We start from the raw sequence: 17,602 nt of genomic DNA, 5'->3' as shown, positions 1-17,602 counted from the left end.
TCAAATTCGGTCGCGCAAGGCGAACCAGCTGAGCGCCAGAAACAGCAGCGGCGCGCGGAAACGACGCCCCCCCGGGAAGGCCGGGATCTTCAGGTCCTCGATCAGCTTCAGGCGGTCGCGATTGCCGGCGACGGTCTCGGCATAGAGCTTGCCGAAGAAGTTCGACAACATGACGCCATGGCCGGAATAGCCGCCGATCGAAATCACCCTTGGCATCACTTCGCGTACGAACGGTTTTCTCGGCACCGTGATGCCGACATAGCCGCCCCAGCCATGCGTGATCTCGACATCCTTCAGCGCCGGGTAGAGCTCGGCGATCTGCCTGCGGATGTGGATATGGATGTCCTTCGGATCGTTGACGGCATAGACCTCGCGCCCGCCGAACAGGAGCCGGCCGTCCTTCGACTTGCGGAAATAGCGCACCACGAAGCGGGAGTCGTCGACCGACTCGCCGCCCGGCAGAACTTTCGAGTCCGAACCCAGCGGCACGGTCGCGCCGATGAACGAGCCGATCGGCATGATGTGCGCGGCGCTCACCGGTTCGAGATTGCCGCCATAGGCGTTGACCGCGATCAGGCATTTGTCGGCGGTGATCGTGCCCCTCGGCGTCGTGACCCTCACCTTGCCGCCGCTGGAGATGATGCCGGTGGCCGGCGTGTGCTCGAAGAGATGCGCGCCGGTCGCAACTGCGGCTTTCGCCGTGCCGATCACCAGCTTCAGCGGATGGATGTGCCCGGTGCCGGTGTCGCGCGCGCCGCCGAAATAGCGTGCCGAGCCCAGCCGCTCCGCCGTTTCCGCCGCGTCCATGAAGCTGACATGCGGATAATCGAAGCGGCTCGCCATGATCTCGGCATGGCGCTTGTAGTCGTCGACATAGCGCCGCTTGTGCGCCACCGACAGCTGACCCGGCATATAGTCGATGTCGATCGCGCTGGCGGCGGCGAAGTCGAGCAGGTGCGCCTTTGCCTCTTCCGCCATGTCGAACAGCGCCTTGGCACGAGAAAGGCCGTAGTCCGCCTCCAGTTCTTCGGCCCAGGCGCGCTGCCCGGTGCCGAGCTGGCCGCCATTGCGCCCCGACGCACCGTCGCCGAAGCGATGGGCCTCGATCAGCACGACATTCGCGCCGGCCTTGGCCAGGTGCGCCGCCGCCGACAAGCCGGTGAAGCCGCCGCCGACGATGACGACGTCGCATTGGCGGTCGCCATTGAGCACCGGATACTCGGGACGAGGCCCGGCCGTATCCTCGTACCAGGATCGGCCGGGCGAAATGGGAGACTGATACTTCATGACCGGTCAGACGTTGAGCAGCAGATACTCCCGCTCCCACGGGCTGATCACTTCCATGAAAGTCTCGAACTCGGCGCGCTTGATCGCGGTATAGGTGGCGGCGAAGGATTTGCCGAGGATGGCGCCAAGCTCCTTGTCGTCCTCGAACAGGCCGACGGCCTCCAGAAGACCCCGCGGCAGGTCGATTTCATCCGCGTTGGCGGTCGTCAGCACCGGCGGTTCCGCTTTGATCTTGTTGTTCATGCCGACCAGCCCGCAGGCAAGCGACGCGGCCAACGCCAGATAGGGGTTGGCGTCCGACGACGGGATGCGGTTTTCGACGCGCCGCGCCGCGGGATCGGAGCGCGGCACGCGGAAGGCGGTGGTGCGGTTGTCGTAGCCCCATTTGTTGTTGACCGGGGCCGACGCTTGCTGCGTCAGCCGGCGGTAGGAATTGACGTAAGGCGCGAACATCACGAGCGCGTTCGGCACGTGCTTCTGCATGCCGCCGATGAAGTGGAAGAACGCGTCGGTCTCGGAGCCGTCCTCGGCCGAAAAAATGTTGCGGCCGGTCTTTTTGTCGATCACCGACTGGTGGATGTGCATGGCCGAGCCCGGCTGCCCCTGGATCGGCTTGGCCATGAAGGTGGCGTAGATTTCGTGCTTCAGCGCCGCCTCGCGGATGGTGCGCTTGAACATGAAGACCTGGTCGGCGAGCTCGATTGGGTTGCCGTGGCGCAAGTTGATCTCGAGCTGGCCGGCGCCCTCTTCGTGGATCAGCGTGTCGATCTCCAGGCCCTGCCGTTCCGAGAAATGGTAGATGTCGTCGATCAGCTCGTCGAATTCATTGACGCCGGCGATGGAATAGCCGGCGCCGCCGCCGATCGGCCGGCCCGAGCGCCCGACGGGCGGCGTCAGCGGATAGTCCGGATCGGGGTTCTTGCGCACCAGATAGAATTCGATCTCGGGCGCCACGACCGGTTTGAGCCCGCGCTCGTCATAGGCCGCGAGCACGCGCTTCAAGACGTTGCGCGGCGTGAACTCCACCGAGCGGCCGTCCTGGTGGACGAGATCGCAGATCACCGCCGCCGTCGGGTCTTCCTCCCAGGGCACCACGGTTAGCGTCGAAAGATCGGGCAGCAGCTTCAGGTCGCCGTCATCTTCCGGATAATGGAAGCCGTTGCCATCCTCGGGATAGCCGCCGGAGATCGTCGTCATGAACACGGCCGAAGGCAGCGCCAGCGAGGTGTTGGAGGTGAATTTCTTCGACGGCATCATCTTGCCGCGAGCGACGCCGGCCTGGTCTGGCGTGATGCACTCGATGTCCTCGATGCCGCGCCATTCGAGCCAGGCGCTGGCTTCCTTCCAGTTCTTCACGCCGCGTTCGTTTTTCAGGAAGGCAGGCGCGCGGGCGCGTCCCCCCCGGCTTGACGGACGGACTTCCTTTTTCTCAGGCGGCATCATTCACCAGATTGTGTTTCGGATGCCGAAGTATAGCCGCGCGCCACGGGGGAAGGGAAGGGGAGGTGGGTTATGCAGTAGCGCGCCGTGCCGGCCGAGCGTCACCCGAACCAGCTTCGACTAGCAGTGCCGCGCGAACGCGTCTACACCACCATTTCGAGGGGAGGATGAGGTGGCCATGTCCGCTCTTACCACGATCGGCTTCGATGCCGACGACACGCTGTGGCAGAACGAGCAGTTCTTCCGCATGACCGAACAGCGCTTTGTCGCCATGCTTGCCGAGCACGGCGAGGCAAGCCACGTCTCAGCGAACCTGCTTGCGGCCGCGAGGCGCAATCTCGGCCTCTATGGCTTCGGCATAAAGAGCTTCACCCTGTCGATGATCGAGACGGCGATCGAGGTCACCGAAGGCCGTGTTCCGGCCTCGACGATAGCGGAAATCCTGGCCGCGGGCCGCGATATGCTCAGCCACCCGATCGAACCGCTGCCGCATGCGCGCGAGACGGTCGAGAAGCTCGCCGGTGCCTATCGCCTCGTGCTGATCACCAAGGGCGACTTGCTGGACCAGGAGCGCAAGCTGGCTCAATCGGGACTGGGCGAGCTTTTCGACGCTGTCGAGATCGTCAGCGACAAGAGCGCCGCCACCTATGCCCGCATTTTCAGCCGCCATGGCGACGGGCCACAAAAAAGCATGATGGTCGGCAATTCGCTCAAGTCGGACGTGATCCCGGCCATCGATGCCGGCGGTTGGGGTATCTATGTCCCGCATGATTTGACCTGGGCGGCCGAGCATGCCGAAGCACCGGTCGCGGCATCGCGTTTCCGGGAGATCGCCGACTTGAGCGAACTGCCGGCGCTGCTCGAAAGCATCGTCACCGCGGGTTGACGCCCTGTGGGATCCTTCTCCCGAATTGAGCTAGCCGCGCCCTACCAGGCGTTCGACCACCGGTTGCAGCCTGTCGGGCGTTATCGGCTTGGCAACCACCGCATCGACCATGCTCGACAGGCCAAGACTTTCAGGCGTGCCATTGCTGGTTGAAAGCAGGATCACCGCGGGCAGCGGCTTGCCGGAGGCGCGCCGCAGCGCGTCGATGGCAGACATCAACCGGTCGCAATCCTTGTTGTCGGCCCCGCCGTCCAGGATGACGGCGCCGGGCAGGCGACCAGCCAAGGCTTTCTCGGCGGTCTCGGGCGATTCCGAAATCGGCTTCAGCCCCGACTTCTCGACGATTTTCGACACCACGACCCGGTTGATCGACGACTTTCCAACGACCAGCACCCTGGAAAAGTCTGCCGCCGTCGCGCCGGCGCGGACCGCGGGATTCACGTTTTTTTCGGAGTGATCGTCACGGTCGGCAGGACACATCGGCGGGCAGGGCACTCTGGTTCAATGCAGGGTTGAAACCTGAGGCACAATTGAGTGAGTTCGCAGCCGGTGTCAAGCTGAAACGGTCATGTTCGAAAATAAAGCAAGAAATTCTTGAATTCAGCGCAAGTCGTACCGCCGCGCGACGAAGGCAAGCCGAAAAAATGCGATAGTCTCCCGAACGTATAACGCACGGGAGACTATCGCCGAGACTGTTGACGCTACGTCAAGTGTGACTCTGCTGCGTAACGATCACCGGGATCAGAAGATCGCCCCAGTTGCCGTCGCCGCCATGGTGCCTGGCCGAACGGACCAGTTCCACCGAAACGCCCGCTTCGACTGCCTTCATGACCGACTGGTTGAGCCTGTGCAGATCGTTGGCGAGCATGCGGATCGTTGCCTGCTGGTCGACGCTCATCGCGCTCGATTGCTCTTCTGCCCTTTCCTTGACTCGGCTTATCGATGCCATTGGTCTTCTCCTCGATGTGATTGCCCTGTGGGCGTTTCCTCTGGTTGTTATCCGTTACTCGGCCGCCGGCCTGAATTGGGCGTGCTCGGTCGATTCATGCATAGCGGTGGTCGAAGACTGGCCGCCGGTGATCGCCATCGACACGGCGTCGAAATAACCGGTGCCGACCTCGCGCTGGTGCTTGGTCGCGGTATAGCCCCGCGCCTCGGCCGCGAACTCGGCCTCCTGCAGTTCCGAATACGCGGCCATCTGGCGGTCCTTGTAGCCGCGCGCGAGCTCGAACATGCCGAAGTTCAGCTGGTGGAAGCCGGCGAGCGTGATGAACTGGAACTTGTAGCCCATCGCGCCGAGTTCCTTCTGGAACTTGGCGATCGTCGCGTCGTCGAGATTCTTCTTCCAGTTGAAGGACGGCGAGCAGTTATAGGCGAGCAGCTTGCCCGGATGATGCTTGCGCACGCCCTCGGCGAACTTCTTCGCCTGCTCGAGGTCGGGCTTCGAGGTCTCGCACCAGATCAGGTCGGCATGCGGCGCATAGGCGATGGCGCGCGCGATGCAAGGCTCGATGCCGTTCCTCACAGTGTAGAAGCCCTCGACCGTGCGGCCGGCGTCGTAGTCGACGAAGGGCCGGTCGCGCTCGTCGATATCGGAGGTCAACAGCTTCGCCGCTTCCGCGTCGGTGCGCGCCACGACCAGCGTCGGCGTGCCCATCACGTCGGCCGCGAGACGCGCCGCGTTGAGATTGCGGATATGCGCCGCGGTCGGGATCAGCACCTTGCCGCCGAGATGGCCGCACTTCTTTTCCGACGCCAGCTGGTCCTCGTAGTGGACGCCGGCGGCACCCGCCTCGATGAAGGCCTTCATGATCTCGAAGGCGTTGAGCGGGCCGCCGAAGCCGGCTTCGGCGTCGGCGACGATCGGCGCGAACCATGTCTCGACCGACAGGCCCTTGCCTTCAGATGTCTCGATCTGGTCGGCGCGCTGCAAGGTGCGGTTGATACGCTTGACCAGTTCCGGCGCGGCATTGGCCGGGTAAAGCGACTGGTCCGGATACATGGCCGAGGCCGTGTTGGCGTCGGCGGCCACCTGCCAGCCCGACAGATAAATCGCCTTCAGTCCCGCCCGAACCTGCTGCATGGCCTGGTTGCCGGACATCGCGCCGAGCGCGTTGACGAAATCCTCGTCATGGATGAGCTTCCACAACCGGTTAGCGCCCATCTCGGCCAGCGTCTGGCGAATTTGCACGGAGCCGCGCAGCCGCTTCACATCCTCTGGAGAATAGGGGCGCTCGATGCCGTCGAAACGGCCTTCGGGCGCGGAAGGAACGATGTTGTAAAAATCGGTCATTGGTCACTCCGGGTCGCTTGGAAACTGCTTCAGCGGTACGTCGCCTGGGCGTGCCTCACAACGTCTGCATGTGACACTATTTACATTGCAGCGCGAAAAATGCCCAAGGAAACCGTCAGGTGGCGCAAAAAATAAAGGAAAAGCTGTGTTGCCATTGACTGGCTCGGCTTGTAAATTTGTCACGATTGTAAAAGCGTCGAAGCGCGAACCAGACGCGATATTCGTGTAAATTCTTGTCAAGGGTGGCGGGGATGGCCGACCAGAAGATCTTTGCCGGGCCGCGGCTGCGCCGGCTGCGCACTGCCAGGGGCCTCACCCAGACGGCGATGGCCGAGGGACTGGGCATTTCGCCCTCCTATCTCAACCTGATCGAACGCAACCAGCGGCCGCTGACCGTGCAGCTCATTCTGAAGCTGGCATCCGTCTACAAGGTCGATCCGCATGAATTGCAGGGAGAGACAAAAGGCTCGATCGCGGCGTTGCGCGAAGCCTTCAGCGATCCGCTTCTTGCCGGCGAACTGCCGGGCGATCAGGAACTGATCGACCTCGCCGAGACGGCGCCGAACGCCTCGGCGGCGATGGTAAAGCTCTTTCGGGCCTATCGCGAGCAGGCCGAACGCCTGTCCGACCTCAACCAGCTGCTGGCGAGGGAGGGCAGGGCGACCGCGCTGTCCGGCGCGCGCCTGCCCGCCGACGAGGTGCACGAAGTGTTCGAGCGCCGGCCGAACCACTTTGCCGCGCTGGAAGAGGAGGCGGAGGCTTTCACATCGGTCCTCGACCCCGGCGACGATCTGTTCGGCGCATTGAAGGCCTGGCTGAGGCGCGAGCACGGCATCGTCGTCAAAGTGCTGCCGGTCGCCACCATGCCCAACTGGCGCCGCCGCTACGACCGCCATTCGCAGCGCCTGTTCCTGTCCGAGCGACTGTCGCCTTTCGACCAGCTGCGCGAAATCGCCATGGAGGCGAGTCTGATCCGCATGTCGGTGGCCGTGGCCGGCGAGATCCAGGCGCTGAAGCTCGGCACTGACGAGGCGCGCCGGCTCGCCCGCTTCGAACTCGGCCGCTATGCCGCGCACGCCCTGATGATGCCCTATCAGGCCTTCCATGCCGCCGCCCTGCGCGCCCGCTACGACATCGACGTCCTGCGGTCCCGCTTCGGCGTCTCGTTCGAGCAGGCGGCCAACCGTCTGACCATGCTGCAGCGTCCAGGCACGTCCGGCGTGCCGTTCTTCATGCTGGAGGTCGACAATGCCGGCAACCGCTTCCGCAAGGCCGGCAGCCAGGGCTATCCGCAAAGCCGCTTCGGCGGTGGATGCCCGAAGCTTCCCGTGCATGCGGTCTTCTCGCAGCCGGGCCAGATCCTGGTCGAGGCGGTGGAGATGCCCGACGGCGCCGAGTTCCTTTGCATCGCCCGTACGCTGGAGGGCCCGCAAGGCGCTTTCTCCGAGCGGCCGCGGCGCACCGCGCTCCTGCTCGGCTGCGATATCGGCTTTCGCGACGAGCTCGTCTATGGCTCGGCGCTGCCGGCCGCGGTTGCCGGCAAGCCAGGGCAGGGTTTCGCCACGCCCGTTGGCCCCGCCTGCCGGCTTTGCGAACGCGTCGGCTGCCTGGCGCGCGCCGAACCGCCGGTGACGCGCCCGCTCGGCCTCGACGAGATGGTGACAGGCCTCAGCGCCTTCGATTTCCAGGGCTGATATACGCCGCCCAAACTCGCGCATCGGTTGCGGGATCCCGGCATGCGCCAAGGTGTGCCGTAGCGAGGTTGCCCCACATTTCAGCGAATGCTGGATCACGCACGGCTTTCTACTTTGCGCTACGCGATTGAGACACAGTTCTGTCGCCTGAGACACAGGATCCCTGTCGTCCCTGGTGCATCGTAGTGCAAATAACTCGCTGACAGTCATGTCCATGTCCGATACCGCCTCGCCCAGTGCCGCCTTGCCAGCCGTCTCGCCGCGCGAGGAACGGATCGGCATGCTGCTGGTCTTCCTGTCGGCGCTGATGTGGAGCTTTGGCGGCACGATCGCCCGCTTTATCCATGTCGACGACAGCTGGACCGTGGTGTTCTGGCGATCGCTCTGGGCCGTTGCCTTCCTTGTCGCCTTCATGGTCTGGCGCGACGGCTGGCGCGGCACCTCGAAATTGTTCCGCGACATGGGTCTGCCCGGCCTCGGTGTGGCCCTCTGCTTCGCCACCGCCTCGACCAGCTTTATCGTTGCCCTCGCTCATACGACGGTCGCCAACATCCTCCTGATGCAGGCCGGCGTGCCGCTTCTCGCTGCCTTGCTCGCCTGGCTGCTGTTTCGCGAGCGCGTGAGCCAAGGCACCTGGATTGCCATCGCCGCCGTCATCGCCGGCGTCGCCATCATGGTCTCGGAATCGCTGGGCGGCGCCGTCTCGCCGATCGGCGATGGCCTGGCGCTGCTGATCGCGGTGATGTTTTCGTTCGCGACCGTGATCACCCGGCGCTTTTCCCACGTTCGCATGGTGCCGGCCACCTGTCTCGGCGCGCTGCTTGCCGGTGCTTTTGCCGCCGCCCAGGCCACGGAATTCGCGGTGTCGGCGCGCGACATGGGTTTTCTCTTTGCCTTCGGCGTCGTCAATCTCGGCATCGGCCTTGCTTTCTTCGCCATGGGAGCGCGGCTGGTGCCCGCGGCGATCGCGGCGTTGCTCGGCACCTTCGAACCGATCCTTGGGCCGATCTGGGTCTGGCTCGTCCATTCGGAGGTGCCGTCGGTGCGCACCATCATCGGCGGCGCCATCGTGGTCACTGCGCTGCTCGTCCATATCGGCCTGGAGTTCAAACGCCAGGCGCGACCGGCGCGTCCCGGCATCACCGGCCTGCCGTCACCCAATTGACGATAGACAGCCTTCCCCATTGACAACCCAGTTGCCGGGCGGGCAGGCTGCGATTACGGCAACAACAAGACAGGCGTATCTTGCCAAGTGTCTCCGCCGGCCTGCTCGGGACCGGACAGAATCGTCATAGCTCTGCTCACGCCGCGGCGAATGCCGCTGACGCAGCCCGGGTGCCTCGCCGGGGAGGCGGGAATGCCTTCAACCTTGATGCCGTGACAGAGCCTGGCGTGGACAGTCCACGCTTGTCGCTCTCCGGAAGGCTCAATACTCTGAAACCAACGCCGCGCCGCCATATCGCGACGAGCCGGCGAGGGAACACTCACCAAAGGAGAACATCATGATCCGCAAAGCTCTATGGCTTTCGGCGACGTCGGTATTTCTAACGCTTTTCACGGCAGGCGGCCATGCCGAAGACCGCGTCGTCAACGTCTACAACTGGTCGGACTATATCGACTCTTCGATCATTGACGACTTCACCAAGAAGACCGGCATCAAGGTCGTCTACGACACCTTCGATTCCAACGAGATCCTGGAGACCAAGCTGCTTGCCGGCGGCAGCGGCTATGACGTCGTCGTGCCGAGCGCCAACTTCCTGGCGCGCCAGATCCAGGCAGGCGTGTTCCAGAAACTCGACAAGTCGAAGCTGCCGAACATCTCCAACATGTGGGACGTCATTTCCGAACGCACCGCCAAATACGATCCGGGCAACGAATATGCGGTCAACTACATGTGGGGCACGGTCGGCCTCGGCTACAACGTCAAGAAGGTGACGGCCGCGCTCGGCACCGACAAGATCGACAGCTGGGACGTGTTCTTCAATCCGGACAAGCTGGCCAAGCTGAAGGATTGCGGCGTCTATGTGCTGGATTCTCCGGCCGACATCATTCCGGCGGCGCTGAAATATCTCGGCCTCGATCCCAACAGCACCTCGCCGGATGACATTGCCAAGGCTGAGGAAGCGTTGCTCAAGGTCAGGCCCTATATCCGCAAGTTCCATTCGTCCGAGTACATCAACGCTCTGGCCAACGGCGACATCTGCCTGGCGATCGGCTGGTCGGGCGACGTCTTCCAGGCGCGCAACCGCGCCCAGGAAGCCAAGCAGGGCGTCGAGATCGGCTATTCGGTGCCGAAAGAAGGCGCCCAAATGTGGTTCGATATGATGGCGATCCCCGCTGACGCGCCGCATGTCGCCGACGCGCTCGAGTTCATCAACTACATGATGACGCCCGAAGTCATCGCCAAGTCATCGAACTACGTGCTCTACGCCAACGGCAACAAGGCTTCGCAGCAATTCATCGACAAGGCGATCCTCGAAGATCCTTCGGTCTATCCGGACGAGGAGACGACGAAGAAGCTCTATACCGTCGCGCCTTACGATCCCAAGACCCAGCGCATCATCACGCGCACCTGGACCAAGATCGTCACCGGCCAGTAAGCACCGAGACACGACCCCGGCAGCCAGCTGCCGGGGTCGCTTTCTTTTGGGGAATTTTTTAAAAAATAACGGAGTGGGGACCATGAAATCGCTTGGCAGCATCCGCAGGGATTTCGCGCCATGGAACGACCCGAACGCCAAGCCGTACATCCAGTTCGACAAGGTGACCAAGAAGTTCGGTGACTTCACCGCCGTCAACAATCTGTCGCTGACCATCTTCGAGCGCGAATTCTTCGCCCTGCTCGGCGCTTCGGGCTGCGGAAAGTCGACGCTGCTCAGGATGCTCGCCGGCTTCGAGGAACCGTCCGCCGGCCGCATCCTGCTCGACGGGCAGGACCTGCGCGGCATCCCGCCCTACAAGCGCCCGGTCAACATGATGTTCCAGTCTTATGCGCTGTTTCCGCATATGACGGTCGAGAAGAACATCGCCTTCGGCCTCAAGCAGGAAGGCATGCCGGGGCCTGATATCGAAAAGCGCGTTGCCGAGATGCTGAAGCTGGTCAAGCTCGAGCAGTTCGCCAAGCGCAAGCCGCACCAGCTCTCGGGCGGCCAGCGCCAGCGCGTGGCGCTTGCCCGCTCGGTCGCCAAGCGGCCCAAGGTTCTGCTGCTCGACGAGCCGCTCGGCGCGCTCGACAAGAAGCTGCGCGAGGAAACGCAGTTCGAGCTGATGGACCTGCAGCAGGAGCTCGGCCTCACCTTCGTCGTCGTCACCCACGACCAGGAGGAGGCCATGACCATGGCCGACCGCATCGCCATCATGGACAAGGGCGAGGTGATGCAGGTCGCCACGCCGGCCGAGATCTACGAGGCGCCGGCCTCGCGCTTCGTGGCGCATTTCGTCGGCAACGTGAACATGTTCGAAGGCAAGGTCGCCGAGCGCAGCGCAAACACGACGCGCATCACCGGCGCGACCGGTGCTCAGATCGTCGTCGACAATGGCGGCGCGGCCGCCGCCGGCGCCGACATCGTGTTCGCGATACGGCCGGAAAAGATCAAGGTCTCCTCGAAGAAGCCCGCGGATGCGGTCAATGCGCTGGAAGGCGAGATCTATGATGTCGCCTATCTCGGCGACATGACCGTCTATCATATCAAGCTGGACGACGGGCAGATCGTGCGCGCGAGCGCGTTGAACGCCTCGCGCATCACCGACGATCCGCTGACCTGGAACGACCGTGCCTGGGTTTCCTTCCGGCCCGACGCCGGCGTCGTGCTGACGAGATAGGAGGCGGCCATGACCCACATCGCCGCCACGGCCTCGTCGTCGACCCAACCAGCTGAAGCCCTGCTGACGACATTGGCGAAGGGTTTCGTCAACCGCCTCGTCATCATCATTCCCTATCTCTGGCTGCTGTTCTTCTTCCTCGTCCCCTTCATCATCGTCTTCAAGATATCGCTGTCGCAGACGGCGATCTCGATGCCGCCCTATACGCCGGTGCTCGACTTCAAGGACGGCGTCGCGGGATTCTTCGCCGGCTTCCGCGCGCTCAACTTCGACAACTACACCTGGCTCACCCAGGACGCGCTCTACTTCAATGCCTATGTGACCAGCCTGATCATCGCGGGCATCTCGACGATACTCACGCTGATCGTCGGCTATCCGATCGCTTACGGCATGGCGCGCGCGCCGGCGACGATCCGCCCGACCCTGCTGATGCTGGTGATCCTGCCGTTCTGGACCTCGTTCCTGATCCGCGTCTATGCCTGGATCGGTATCCTGAAGCCTGAAGGTCTGCTCAACCAGGTCCTGCTCGCCACCGGCCTGATCAGCCAGCCGCTGGTCATTCTGAACACCTACACCGCGATCTTCATCGGCATCGTCTATTCCTACCTGCCCTTCATGGTGCTGCCGCTCTATTCCTCGCTGGAAAAGATGGACTACTCGCTGATCGAGGCCGCGCAGGACCTCGGCTGCCCGCCGACCGGCGCCTTCTGGAAGATCACCTTCCCGCTGTCGCTGCCCGGCGTCGTCGCCGGCTGCCTGCTGGTGTTCATTCCGGCGGTCGGCGAGTTCGTCATCCCCGATCTCCTCGGCGGCTCGCAGACGCTGATGATCGGCAAGACGCTCTGGAACGAATTCTTCTCCAACCGCGACTGGCCGGTCTCGTCGGCGGTGGCTGTCATCCTGCTTCTGGTGCTGACCATCCCGATCATGTTCTTCCAGCAGGCGCAGGCGAAGGCACAGGAGCAGGGCAGATGAACGCGACCTGGAGCCGCTTCAACATCACCTCGATCGTGCTGGGCTTTGCCTTTCTCTATTTGCCGATCGTGCTCTTGATCGTCTTTTCCTTCAACGAATCGAAGCTGGTCACCGTTTGGGGCGGCTTCTCGACCAAATGGTACGTCTCGCTGTTCCACAACCAGGGCCTGATGGACGCCACCTGGGTCACGGCGCGCGTCGGCGTCATCTCGGCCACGGTGGCAACCGTGCTCGGCACGCTCGCCGCCATTACGCTCACGCGCTACACGCGCTTCAGGGGGCGGTTGCTTTTCTCCGGCATGGTCTTTGCGCCGCTGGTCATGCCGGAGGTCATTACCGGCCTCTCGCTGCTGCTGCTCTTCGTCGCCGTCGGGTTCGACCGCGGCTTCTTCACCGTGACGCTCGCGCACATCACCTTCACCATGTGCTTCGTCGCCGTCGTCGTGCAGTCGCGCCTGGTCACGTTCGACCGCTCGCTCGAGGAGGCGGCGATGGATCTCGGCGCGCCGCCGGTGAAAACCTTCTTCCAGATCACCTTGCCGGTCATCCTGCCGGCGATCATCTCCGGTTGGATGCTGGCCTTCACGCTCTCGCTCGACGACCTGGTCATCGCCAGCTTCACCTCGGGCCCCGGTGCCACCACGCTGCCGATGAAGATCTACAGCCAGGTGCGCCTTGGCGTGACGCCGGAAATCAACGCCGCCTGCACCATCCTGATCGCGGTGGTGGCGGTGGGCGTCATCATCGCCTCGATCGCCAACAAACGCCGCGAGATCCAGCGCCAGCTCGACGAGCAGGCCGCGCAGCGCGGCTGATTGCGGGAGCAGGGGCGCTCTTTTGCTCCCCTGCCTTCTTTACTGGCCAGACACGCCGGGAGCGATCGGCGATATGAACGGCGCGCTCCAGTTGCCGCCGACGAAGAACAGCGACTGGCTCGGCGGCGCGGGCGCCGGACTGGCCGCCTGGCCACTGGCAGGCTGGGGTTGCTGCGCCGGTTGTCCGGTTGGCACGACGCCGCCCGAGAGCGCCAGCCCGCGTCCGACATAGGAGGCGATGCCGGACAGCCAGATCCTATATTTCTGCGCGTTGATCTCGGCCTTGTCGAGGCGCGCCACGCCCTTCGAGATGTTGGCCTTGATCTCGGCGCCGTCGATCGGCAGCGAGCCATTGGCGACGTCATCGAGCGCGAAGAAGCCGCCTTGCTGGTTGCGCTTCAGGAAGGCCGGCAGGTCGAGCCCGTTGAGCGTGCCCGGCCCGAAAGTCGCCGAGAACGATCCGTCGGCGTTCTCGAAGATCGAGTTCCACGCCTTGCCCGGCCCCTTGAGGATGACCGACACCGTCCCGGTGCCGGCCGGCACCAGCCGCGTCATACCCGCCGCCGTGCCAAAGGCTCCCGTATCCACATCCGATGCCAGAAGCCGCATCTCGACCTGTGTGCCTTCCGGCTTGCGGTCGAAGCGCAGGCTGCTCTGGACGGTGCCGCCAAAGGCCGACGCATCGGATATGTCGAAGACGGCAAGGCCGTTCTTGACCTGCGCGGTCGCCGCGACGTCGGCGAGCTGCACCGGCCCCGCCGTGGCATGCGCCGCCGACAGCCTGAGGTCGAGATTGATGCGATCGGCGAAGCTGGTGTCGATGTCGCCGGGGCCGACCTCGCCGGTCGGCGCCACAGGGGTGAAGGCCGACAGGAAGGACCTGAGATCGAGCGTATCGAAGGCGAGCGTGCCGGCGACCACTGGGCGCCCCTCGGCGAAGGACAAATCCAGCGCGCCCATGCCCGGATTGTTGTTGAGCGTGACCGTGGTGTTCTCGAACTTCGCGCGCCCCGCCGAGGCGTTCACCTTGCTCGCGATCGAGACCGCGCCGATCGCAGCGCCGGGCGCGAGGCCTGCCTGCGACCATTCCAGCACGCGCCGCAGCGACGGCGCTGCGAACTTTGCCTGCCCGTCCAGATAGGCATTGTCCGACATCGCGGCGGTTCCGTCGAAGGAGAATGTCGCCGGCGCCGCCTTGAAGGACAGGGTGATCGGGGCCGCTCCCCCGGCAAACAGCACAAGCGGTTTTGCCGAGGAGAAATCGACCTGCACGCTTTCGCCACGCCAGATACCGGTCGCGGTCAGCGATGCCTCGCTGTTCATCGCTTCCCAGTTCACCTGACCGTTCAGGCTGCTCAGGATTTCGGTGTCCTTGCCGTCGGCCGTGGTCACGACGCGGCCATCGCGGAACTCGACGATGCCGAACGGATCGGACGGCAATCTGCCGAGATCGGGTTTCTGCGGGTTGGCGGTGACCACGCCGCGTGCGGTATCGATCGAGCGCGTGATGCGCCCGCCGGTCGGAAGCGGCGGCAGATAGAAGCCGCTTTCGGTGCGTTGCACCCTTATCGTCGGGCGCACCAGCCTTGCCGTCGAGAAGGCGACGTCGCCCTGCAACGCCGCCATCGCCGACAGGTCGACTTCCAGCCGATCGGCCTCGATCACCGGCGGCGCGTCGGTCTCGGTCCATTGCGACAGCGTCACGTCGCTGAGGATGGCCCGGAATTTCGGCCACACCTCGATGCGCGGTGAGCCGTCAATGGTGACTCTAAAGCCGCTCCAGGCGCTCAACTCCCAGGCGATGCGGTCACGTACGATGCGGGTCGAGGCAATCAGCGGCAGCGCCGCGACCGCGAGCGCGATGACGAGCACGGCAACGCCGATCGCCCACACCCCGCGCCGGATCAAAGATGATGGCATTTCGCCCCGTATGCTTCTATTGCCGACAAAATCGCTCGACGGGTGTAACCGAGCGCCGACGCTTTTCAAGTCTTTATGGCCTTGCGATGGCATTTGCGCAGTGCTTGCCAGGGGCCGGGCGAACAAAATCTTGCTCTGCTGCGCTGCAATATGCATAAGCGGGCTGCACGATCCCGTTAGCGGTTGCGCGCCGTTTTTGGGACGATGGCATATGCGATGTTGAGCGAAATGGCTCAAAACGCGACGCGCTTTGGGAGGAGCGATGATGGCCGCCGACACACCTTTGTGGACCCCGAGCCCGGAACGGATCGAAGCAGCACCCCTGACTGCGTTCATGAAGGCCGCGGAGGCAAAGGCCGGACTGTCATTCTCCAGCTATGCCGAGCTGCACCGCTGGTCGATCGAGGATCGCGAGGGCTTCTGGAGCCTGGTCTGGGATTTTTGCGGCCTTGTTGGTGACAAGGGCGAGCGCAGCCTTGTCGACGGCGAGCGCATGCCCGGCGCGGCCTTCTTTCCCGACGCCAAGTTGAATTTTGCCGAGAACCTTTTGAAGAAGACCGGCAGTGGCCAGGCCATTATCTTTCGCGGCGAGGACAAGGTCGAGCGTCGGCTGTCCTGGAACGAGCTTCATGCGCTGACCTCGCGGCTGCAGCAGCTCTTCCTGTCGCTCGGCGTCAAAGCCGGCGACCGCATCGCCGCCATGATGCCCAATATGCCCGAAACCATCGCCGCGATGCTGGCGGCAAGTTCGATCGGCGCGGTCTGGTCGTCATGCTCGCCCGATTTCGGCGAACAGGGCGTGTTCGACCGTTTCGGCCAGATCGAGCCGATCGTCTTCATCGCGCCGGACGGCTATTGGTACAACGGCAAGGCGATCGAGGTGGCCGACAAGGTCCGCGCGGTGGCGGCCAAGCTCGCCACGCTGCGCAAGGTGCTGATCATCGACTATCTCGGCACTTCCGCGGATGTCGCCGCCACCATCGACAAGGCGGCCGCGCTCGAGGAAGCGCTCTCGCCCTTCGCCGCCAGGACCGTCAGCTACGAGCGGCTGCCCTTCGCGCATCCCCTCTACATCCTGTTTTCCTCCGGCACGACCGGCATCCCGAAATGCATCGTCCATTCGGCCGGTGGCACGCTGATCCAGCACGTCAAGGAACACCGGCTGCATGCCGGCCTGCTCGACGGCGATCGCCTGTTCTATTTCACCACCTGCGGCTGGATGATGTGGAACTGGCTGGTCTCGGGCCTGGCCTCGGGCGCGACGCTTTTGCTCTATGACGGCTCGCCGTTCTACCCCGACGGCAATGTGCTGTTCGATTTCGCCGATGCCGAGCAGATGACCTATTTCGGCACCTCAGCCAAGTTCATCGATTCGGTCCGCAAGGCCGGGCTGAAGCCGATCGCCAGCCACGATCTGTCGACCGTGCGCACGCTCTCTTCCACCGGCTCGCCGCTGTCGCCGGAGGATTTCCGCTTCGTCTATGACGGCATCAAGAAGGACGTGCATCTGGCCTCGATCTCGGGCGGCACCGACATCGTGTCCTGCTTCGTGCTCGGCGTGCCGACCGAGCCGGTCTGGAGCGGCGAGATCCAAGGGGCTGGCCTCGGTCTGGCGGTCGACGTCTGGGACGATGACGGCAAGCCGATCCGGCAGGAGAAGGGCGAGCTGGTCTGCACGAAAGCCTTCCCGGCGATGCCGATCGGCTTCTGGAACGATCCCGAGGGCAAAAAGTATCACGCGGCCTATTTCGAGCGTTTCGACAATGTCTGGTGCCACGGCGACTTCGCCGAATGGACGGCCCATGGCGGCATGATCATCCACGGCCGCTCGGACGCCACGCTCAACCCGGGCGGCGTCAGGATCGGCACGGCCGAGATCTACAATCAGGTCGAGCAGATGCCGGAGATCCTCGAGGCGCTGTGCATCGGCCAGGATTTCGACAATGACGTCCGCGTCGTGCTGTTCGTCCGGCTGGCCGCCGGCGTGAGACTGGACGAGGATCTGGAAAAGCGCATCCGCGCCAAGATCCGCACCGGCGCCAGCCCGCGCCACGTGCCGGCCAGGATCGTCGCCGTCACCGACATCCCGCGCACCAAATCCGGCAAGATCACCGAGCTCGCGGTGCGCGACATGGTGCACGGCCGCGCCGTCAAGAACAAGGAAGCGCTCGCCAATCCGGAGGCGCTGGAGCTGTTCCGCGATCTGCCTGAACTCGCGACCTGACACCCGTCATGGTTAACGAAATATATCCAACGAATTTACCTAGATTTCACGGGTGGTACACATTCGTAAATTTTTTTGGGAGCCGGTAAGGACTTGTTAAGGGACGACCCCGATAGTCGCGTGTAACTTGAGGGAGAAATCCCGTTCCTCGTCCCCTGAGGTTCAGCTCAAGCCCCCGTTGTGACAGCATCCCATTTCTCAAGGCGTCCTCCAGGACGCCTTTTTCTTTGGAGCAATTCCAGGAAA

The 17,602-nt window shown here is 63.7% G+C and carries 14 protein-coding genes; 8 read left to right on the top strand and 6 right to left on the bottom strand.

Annotation, left to right across the window (positions count from 1 at the left end; translation table 11 throughout):
- The gene (locus tag DPM33_RS28615; protein WP_112100750.1) at positions 1-1,287 is read right to left on the bottom strand and encodes an NAD(P)/FAD-dependent oxidoreductase; all 1,287 of its coding nucleotides are present in this window, start codon (positions 1,285-1,287) and stop codon (positions 1-3) included.
- 6 nt (positions 1,288-1,293) lie between these two features.
- Entirely contained in the window at positions 1,294-2,730 is a 1,437-nt protein-coding gene (locus tag DPM33_RS28610) for a glutamine synthetase family protein (RefSeq protein ID WP_167449255.1), read from the bottom strand.
- A 175-nt stretch (positions 2,731-2,905) separates the two neighbouring features.
- Between DPM33_RS28610 and DPM33_RS28605 the strand changes: the two genes are divergently transcribed.
- Positions 2,906-3,613: an HAD family hydrolase gene (locus tag DPM33_RS28605; protein ID WP_112100749.1), complete on the top strand. Its 708-nt coding sequence runs from the start codon at positions 2,906-2,908 to the stop codon at positions 3,611-3,613.
- A 30-nt stretch (positions 3,614-3,643) separates the two neighbouring features.
- Here the strand turns inward: DPM33_RS28605 and DPM33_RS28600 are convergent, their stop codons facing one another.
- From DPM33_RS28600 to aceA, 3 genes are all read right to left on the bottom strand, one after another.
- Entirely contained in the window at positions 3,644-4,054 is a 411-nt protein-coding gene (locus tag DPM33_RS28600; protein ID WP_425373592.1) for a response regulator, read from the bottom strand.
- 265 nt (positions 4,055-4,319) lie between these two features.
- Complete coding sequence (locus tag DPM33_RS28595) at positions 4,320-4,562, bottom strand: SMc00767 family acetate metabolism repressor (RefSeq protein WP_027168360.1); 243 nt, start codon at positions 4,560-4,562, stop codon at positions 4,320-4,322.
- A 54-nt stretch (positions 4,563-4,616) separates the two neighbouring features.
- A complete protein-coding gene (gene aceA / locus DPM33_RS28590; protein ID WP_112100747.1) occupies positions 4,617-5,906 on the bottom strand; it encodes an isocitrate lyase in 1,290 nt (429 codons plus the stop codon).
- A gap of 251 nt (positions 5,907-6,157) precedes the next feature.
- On the opposite strand from aceA, the gene DPM33_RS28585 reads away from it, so the two are divergent.
- The 6 genes from DPM33_RS28585 (at position 6,158) to DPM33_RS28560 (ending at position 13,212) form a co-directional block, all read left to right on the top strand.
- Positions 6,158-7,600, top strand: coding sequence for a helix-turn-helix domain-containing protein (locus DPM33_RS28585; RefSeq protein ID WP_112100746.1), 1,443 nt, complete (start codon positions 6,158-6,160; stop codon positions 7,598-7,600).
- 214 nt (positions 7,601-7,814) lie between these two features.
- On the top strand, positions 7,815-8,765 hold the full coding sequence (locus tag DPM33_RS28580) for a DMT family transporter (RefSeq protein WP_112100771.1): 951 nt from the start codon (positions 7,815-7,817) through the stop codon (positions 8,763-8,765).
- 337 nt (positions 8,766-9,102) lie between these two features.
- A complete protein-coding gene (locus DPM33_RS28575; protein WP_112100745.1) occupies positions 9,103-10,200 on the top strand; it encodes a polyamine ABC transporter substrate-binding protein in 1,098 nt (365 codons plus the stop codon).
- Positions 10,201-10,282: 82 nt separating this feature from the next.
- Positions 10,283-11,422: an ABC transporter ATP-binding protein gene (locus DPM33_RS28570; RefSeq protein ID WP_112100744.1), complete on the top strand. Its 1,140-nt coding sequence runs from the start codon at positions 10,283-10,285 to the stop codon at positions 11,420-11,422.
- A gap of 9 nt (positions 11,423-11,431) precedes the next feature.
- A complete protein-coding gene (locus tag DPM33_RS28565; RefSeq protein ID WP_112100743.1) occupies positions 11,432-12,397 on the top strand; it encodes an ABC transporter permease subunit in 966 nt (321 codons plus the stop codon).
- Positions 12,394-13,212, top strand: a complete 819-nt coding sequence (locus DPM33_RS28560) for an ABC transporter permease (RefSeq protein ID WP_112100742.1) — start codon at positions 12,394-12,396, stop codon at positions 13,210-13,212. The genes DPM33_RS28565 and DPM33_RS28560 overlap by 4 nt, the downstream gene beginning before the upstream one ends.
- Positions 13,213-13,251: 39 nt before the next feature.
- Here the strand turns inward: DPM33_RS28560 and DPM33_RS28555 are convergent, their stop codons facing one another.
- Positions 13,252-15,132, bottom strand: coding sequence for an AsmA family protein (locus DPM33_RS28555; protein ID WP_112100741.1), 1,881 nt, complete (start codon positions 15,130-15,132; stop codon positions 13,252-13,254).
- 265 nt (positions 15,133-15,397) lie between these two features.
- Here DPM33_RS28555 and DPM33_RS28550 point away from each other — a divergent pair, with 265 nt between their 5' ends.
- Complete coding sequence (locus DPM33_RS28550) at positions 15,398-17,356, top strand: acetoacetate--CoA ligase (protein WP_112100770.1); 1,959 nt, start codon at positions 15,398-15,400, stop codon at positions 17,354-17,356.
- Positions 17,357-17,602: the final 246 nt, after the last annotated feature.

Source organism: Mesorhizobium hawassense (assembly GCF_003289945.1).
In the GTDB taxonomy this organism is placed as follows: domain Bacteria; phylum Pseudomonadota; class Alphaproteobacteria; order Rhizobiales; family Rhizobiaceae; genus Mesorhizobium; species Mesorhizobium hawassense.
Note: the sequence above shows the minus strand (reverse complement) of the source record. Positions and strands in the feature narration are given on the sequence as shown.

Bases quoted from the DNA above. Each gene is read 5' to 3' on its own strand.
- DPM33_RS28615 (WP_112100750.1), bottom strand. From the start codon at position 1,287: ATGAAGTATCAGTCTCCCATTTCGCCCGGCCGATCCTGGTACGAGGAT.
- DPM33_RS28610 (WP_167449255.1), bottom strand. From the start codon at position 2,730: ATGATGCCGCCTGAGAAAAAGGAAGTCCGTCCGTCAAGCCGGGGGGGA.
- DPM33_RS28605 (WP_112100749.1), top strand. From the start codon at position 2,906: ATGTCCGCTCTTACCACGATCGGCTTCGATGCCGACGACACGCTGTGG.
- DPM33_RS28595 (WP_027168360.1), bottom strand. From the start codon at position 4,562: ATGGCATCGATAAGCCGAGTCAAGGAAAGGGCAGAAGAGCAATCGAGC.
- aceA (WP_112100747.1), bottom strand. From the start codon at position 5,906: ATGACCGATTTTTACAACATCGTTCCTTCCGCGCCCGAAGGCCGTTTC.
- DPM33_RS28585 (WP_112100746.1), top strand. From the start codon at position 6,158: ATGGCCGACCAGAAGATCTTTGCCGGGCCGCGGCTGCGCCGGCTGCGC.
- DPM33_RS28580 (WP_112100771.1), top strand. From the start codon at position 7,815: ATGTCCGATACCGCCTCGCCCAGTGCCGCCTTGCCAGCCGTCTCGCCG.
- DPM33_RS28575 (WP_112100745.1), top strand. From the start codon at position 9,103: ATGATCCGCAAAGCTCTATGGCTTTCGGCGACGTCGGTATTTCTAACG.
- DPM33_RS28570 (WP_112100744.1), top strand. From the start codon at position 10,283: ATGAAATCGCTTGGCAGCATCCGCAGGGATTTCGCGCCATGGAACGAC.
- DPM33_RS28565 (WP_112100743.1), top strand. From the start codon at position 11,432: ATGACCCACATCGCCGCCACGGCCTCGTCGTCGACCCAACCAGCTGAA.
- DPM33_RS28560 (WP_112100742.1), top strand. From the start codon at position 12,394: ATGAACGCGACCTGGAGCCGCTTCAACATCACCTCGATCGTGCTGGGC.
- DPM33_RS28555 (WP_112100741.1), bottom strand. From the start codon at position 15,132: ATGCCATCATCTTTGATCCGGCGCGGGGTGTGGGCGATCGGCGTTGCC.
- DPM33_RS28550 (WP_112100770.1), top strand. From the start codon at position 15,398: ATGGCCGCCGACACACCTTTGTGGACCCCGAGCCCGGAACGGATCGAA.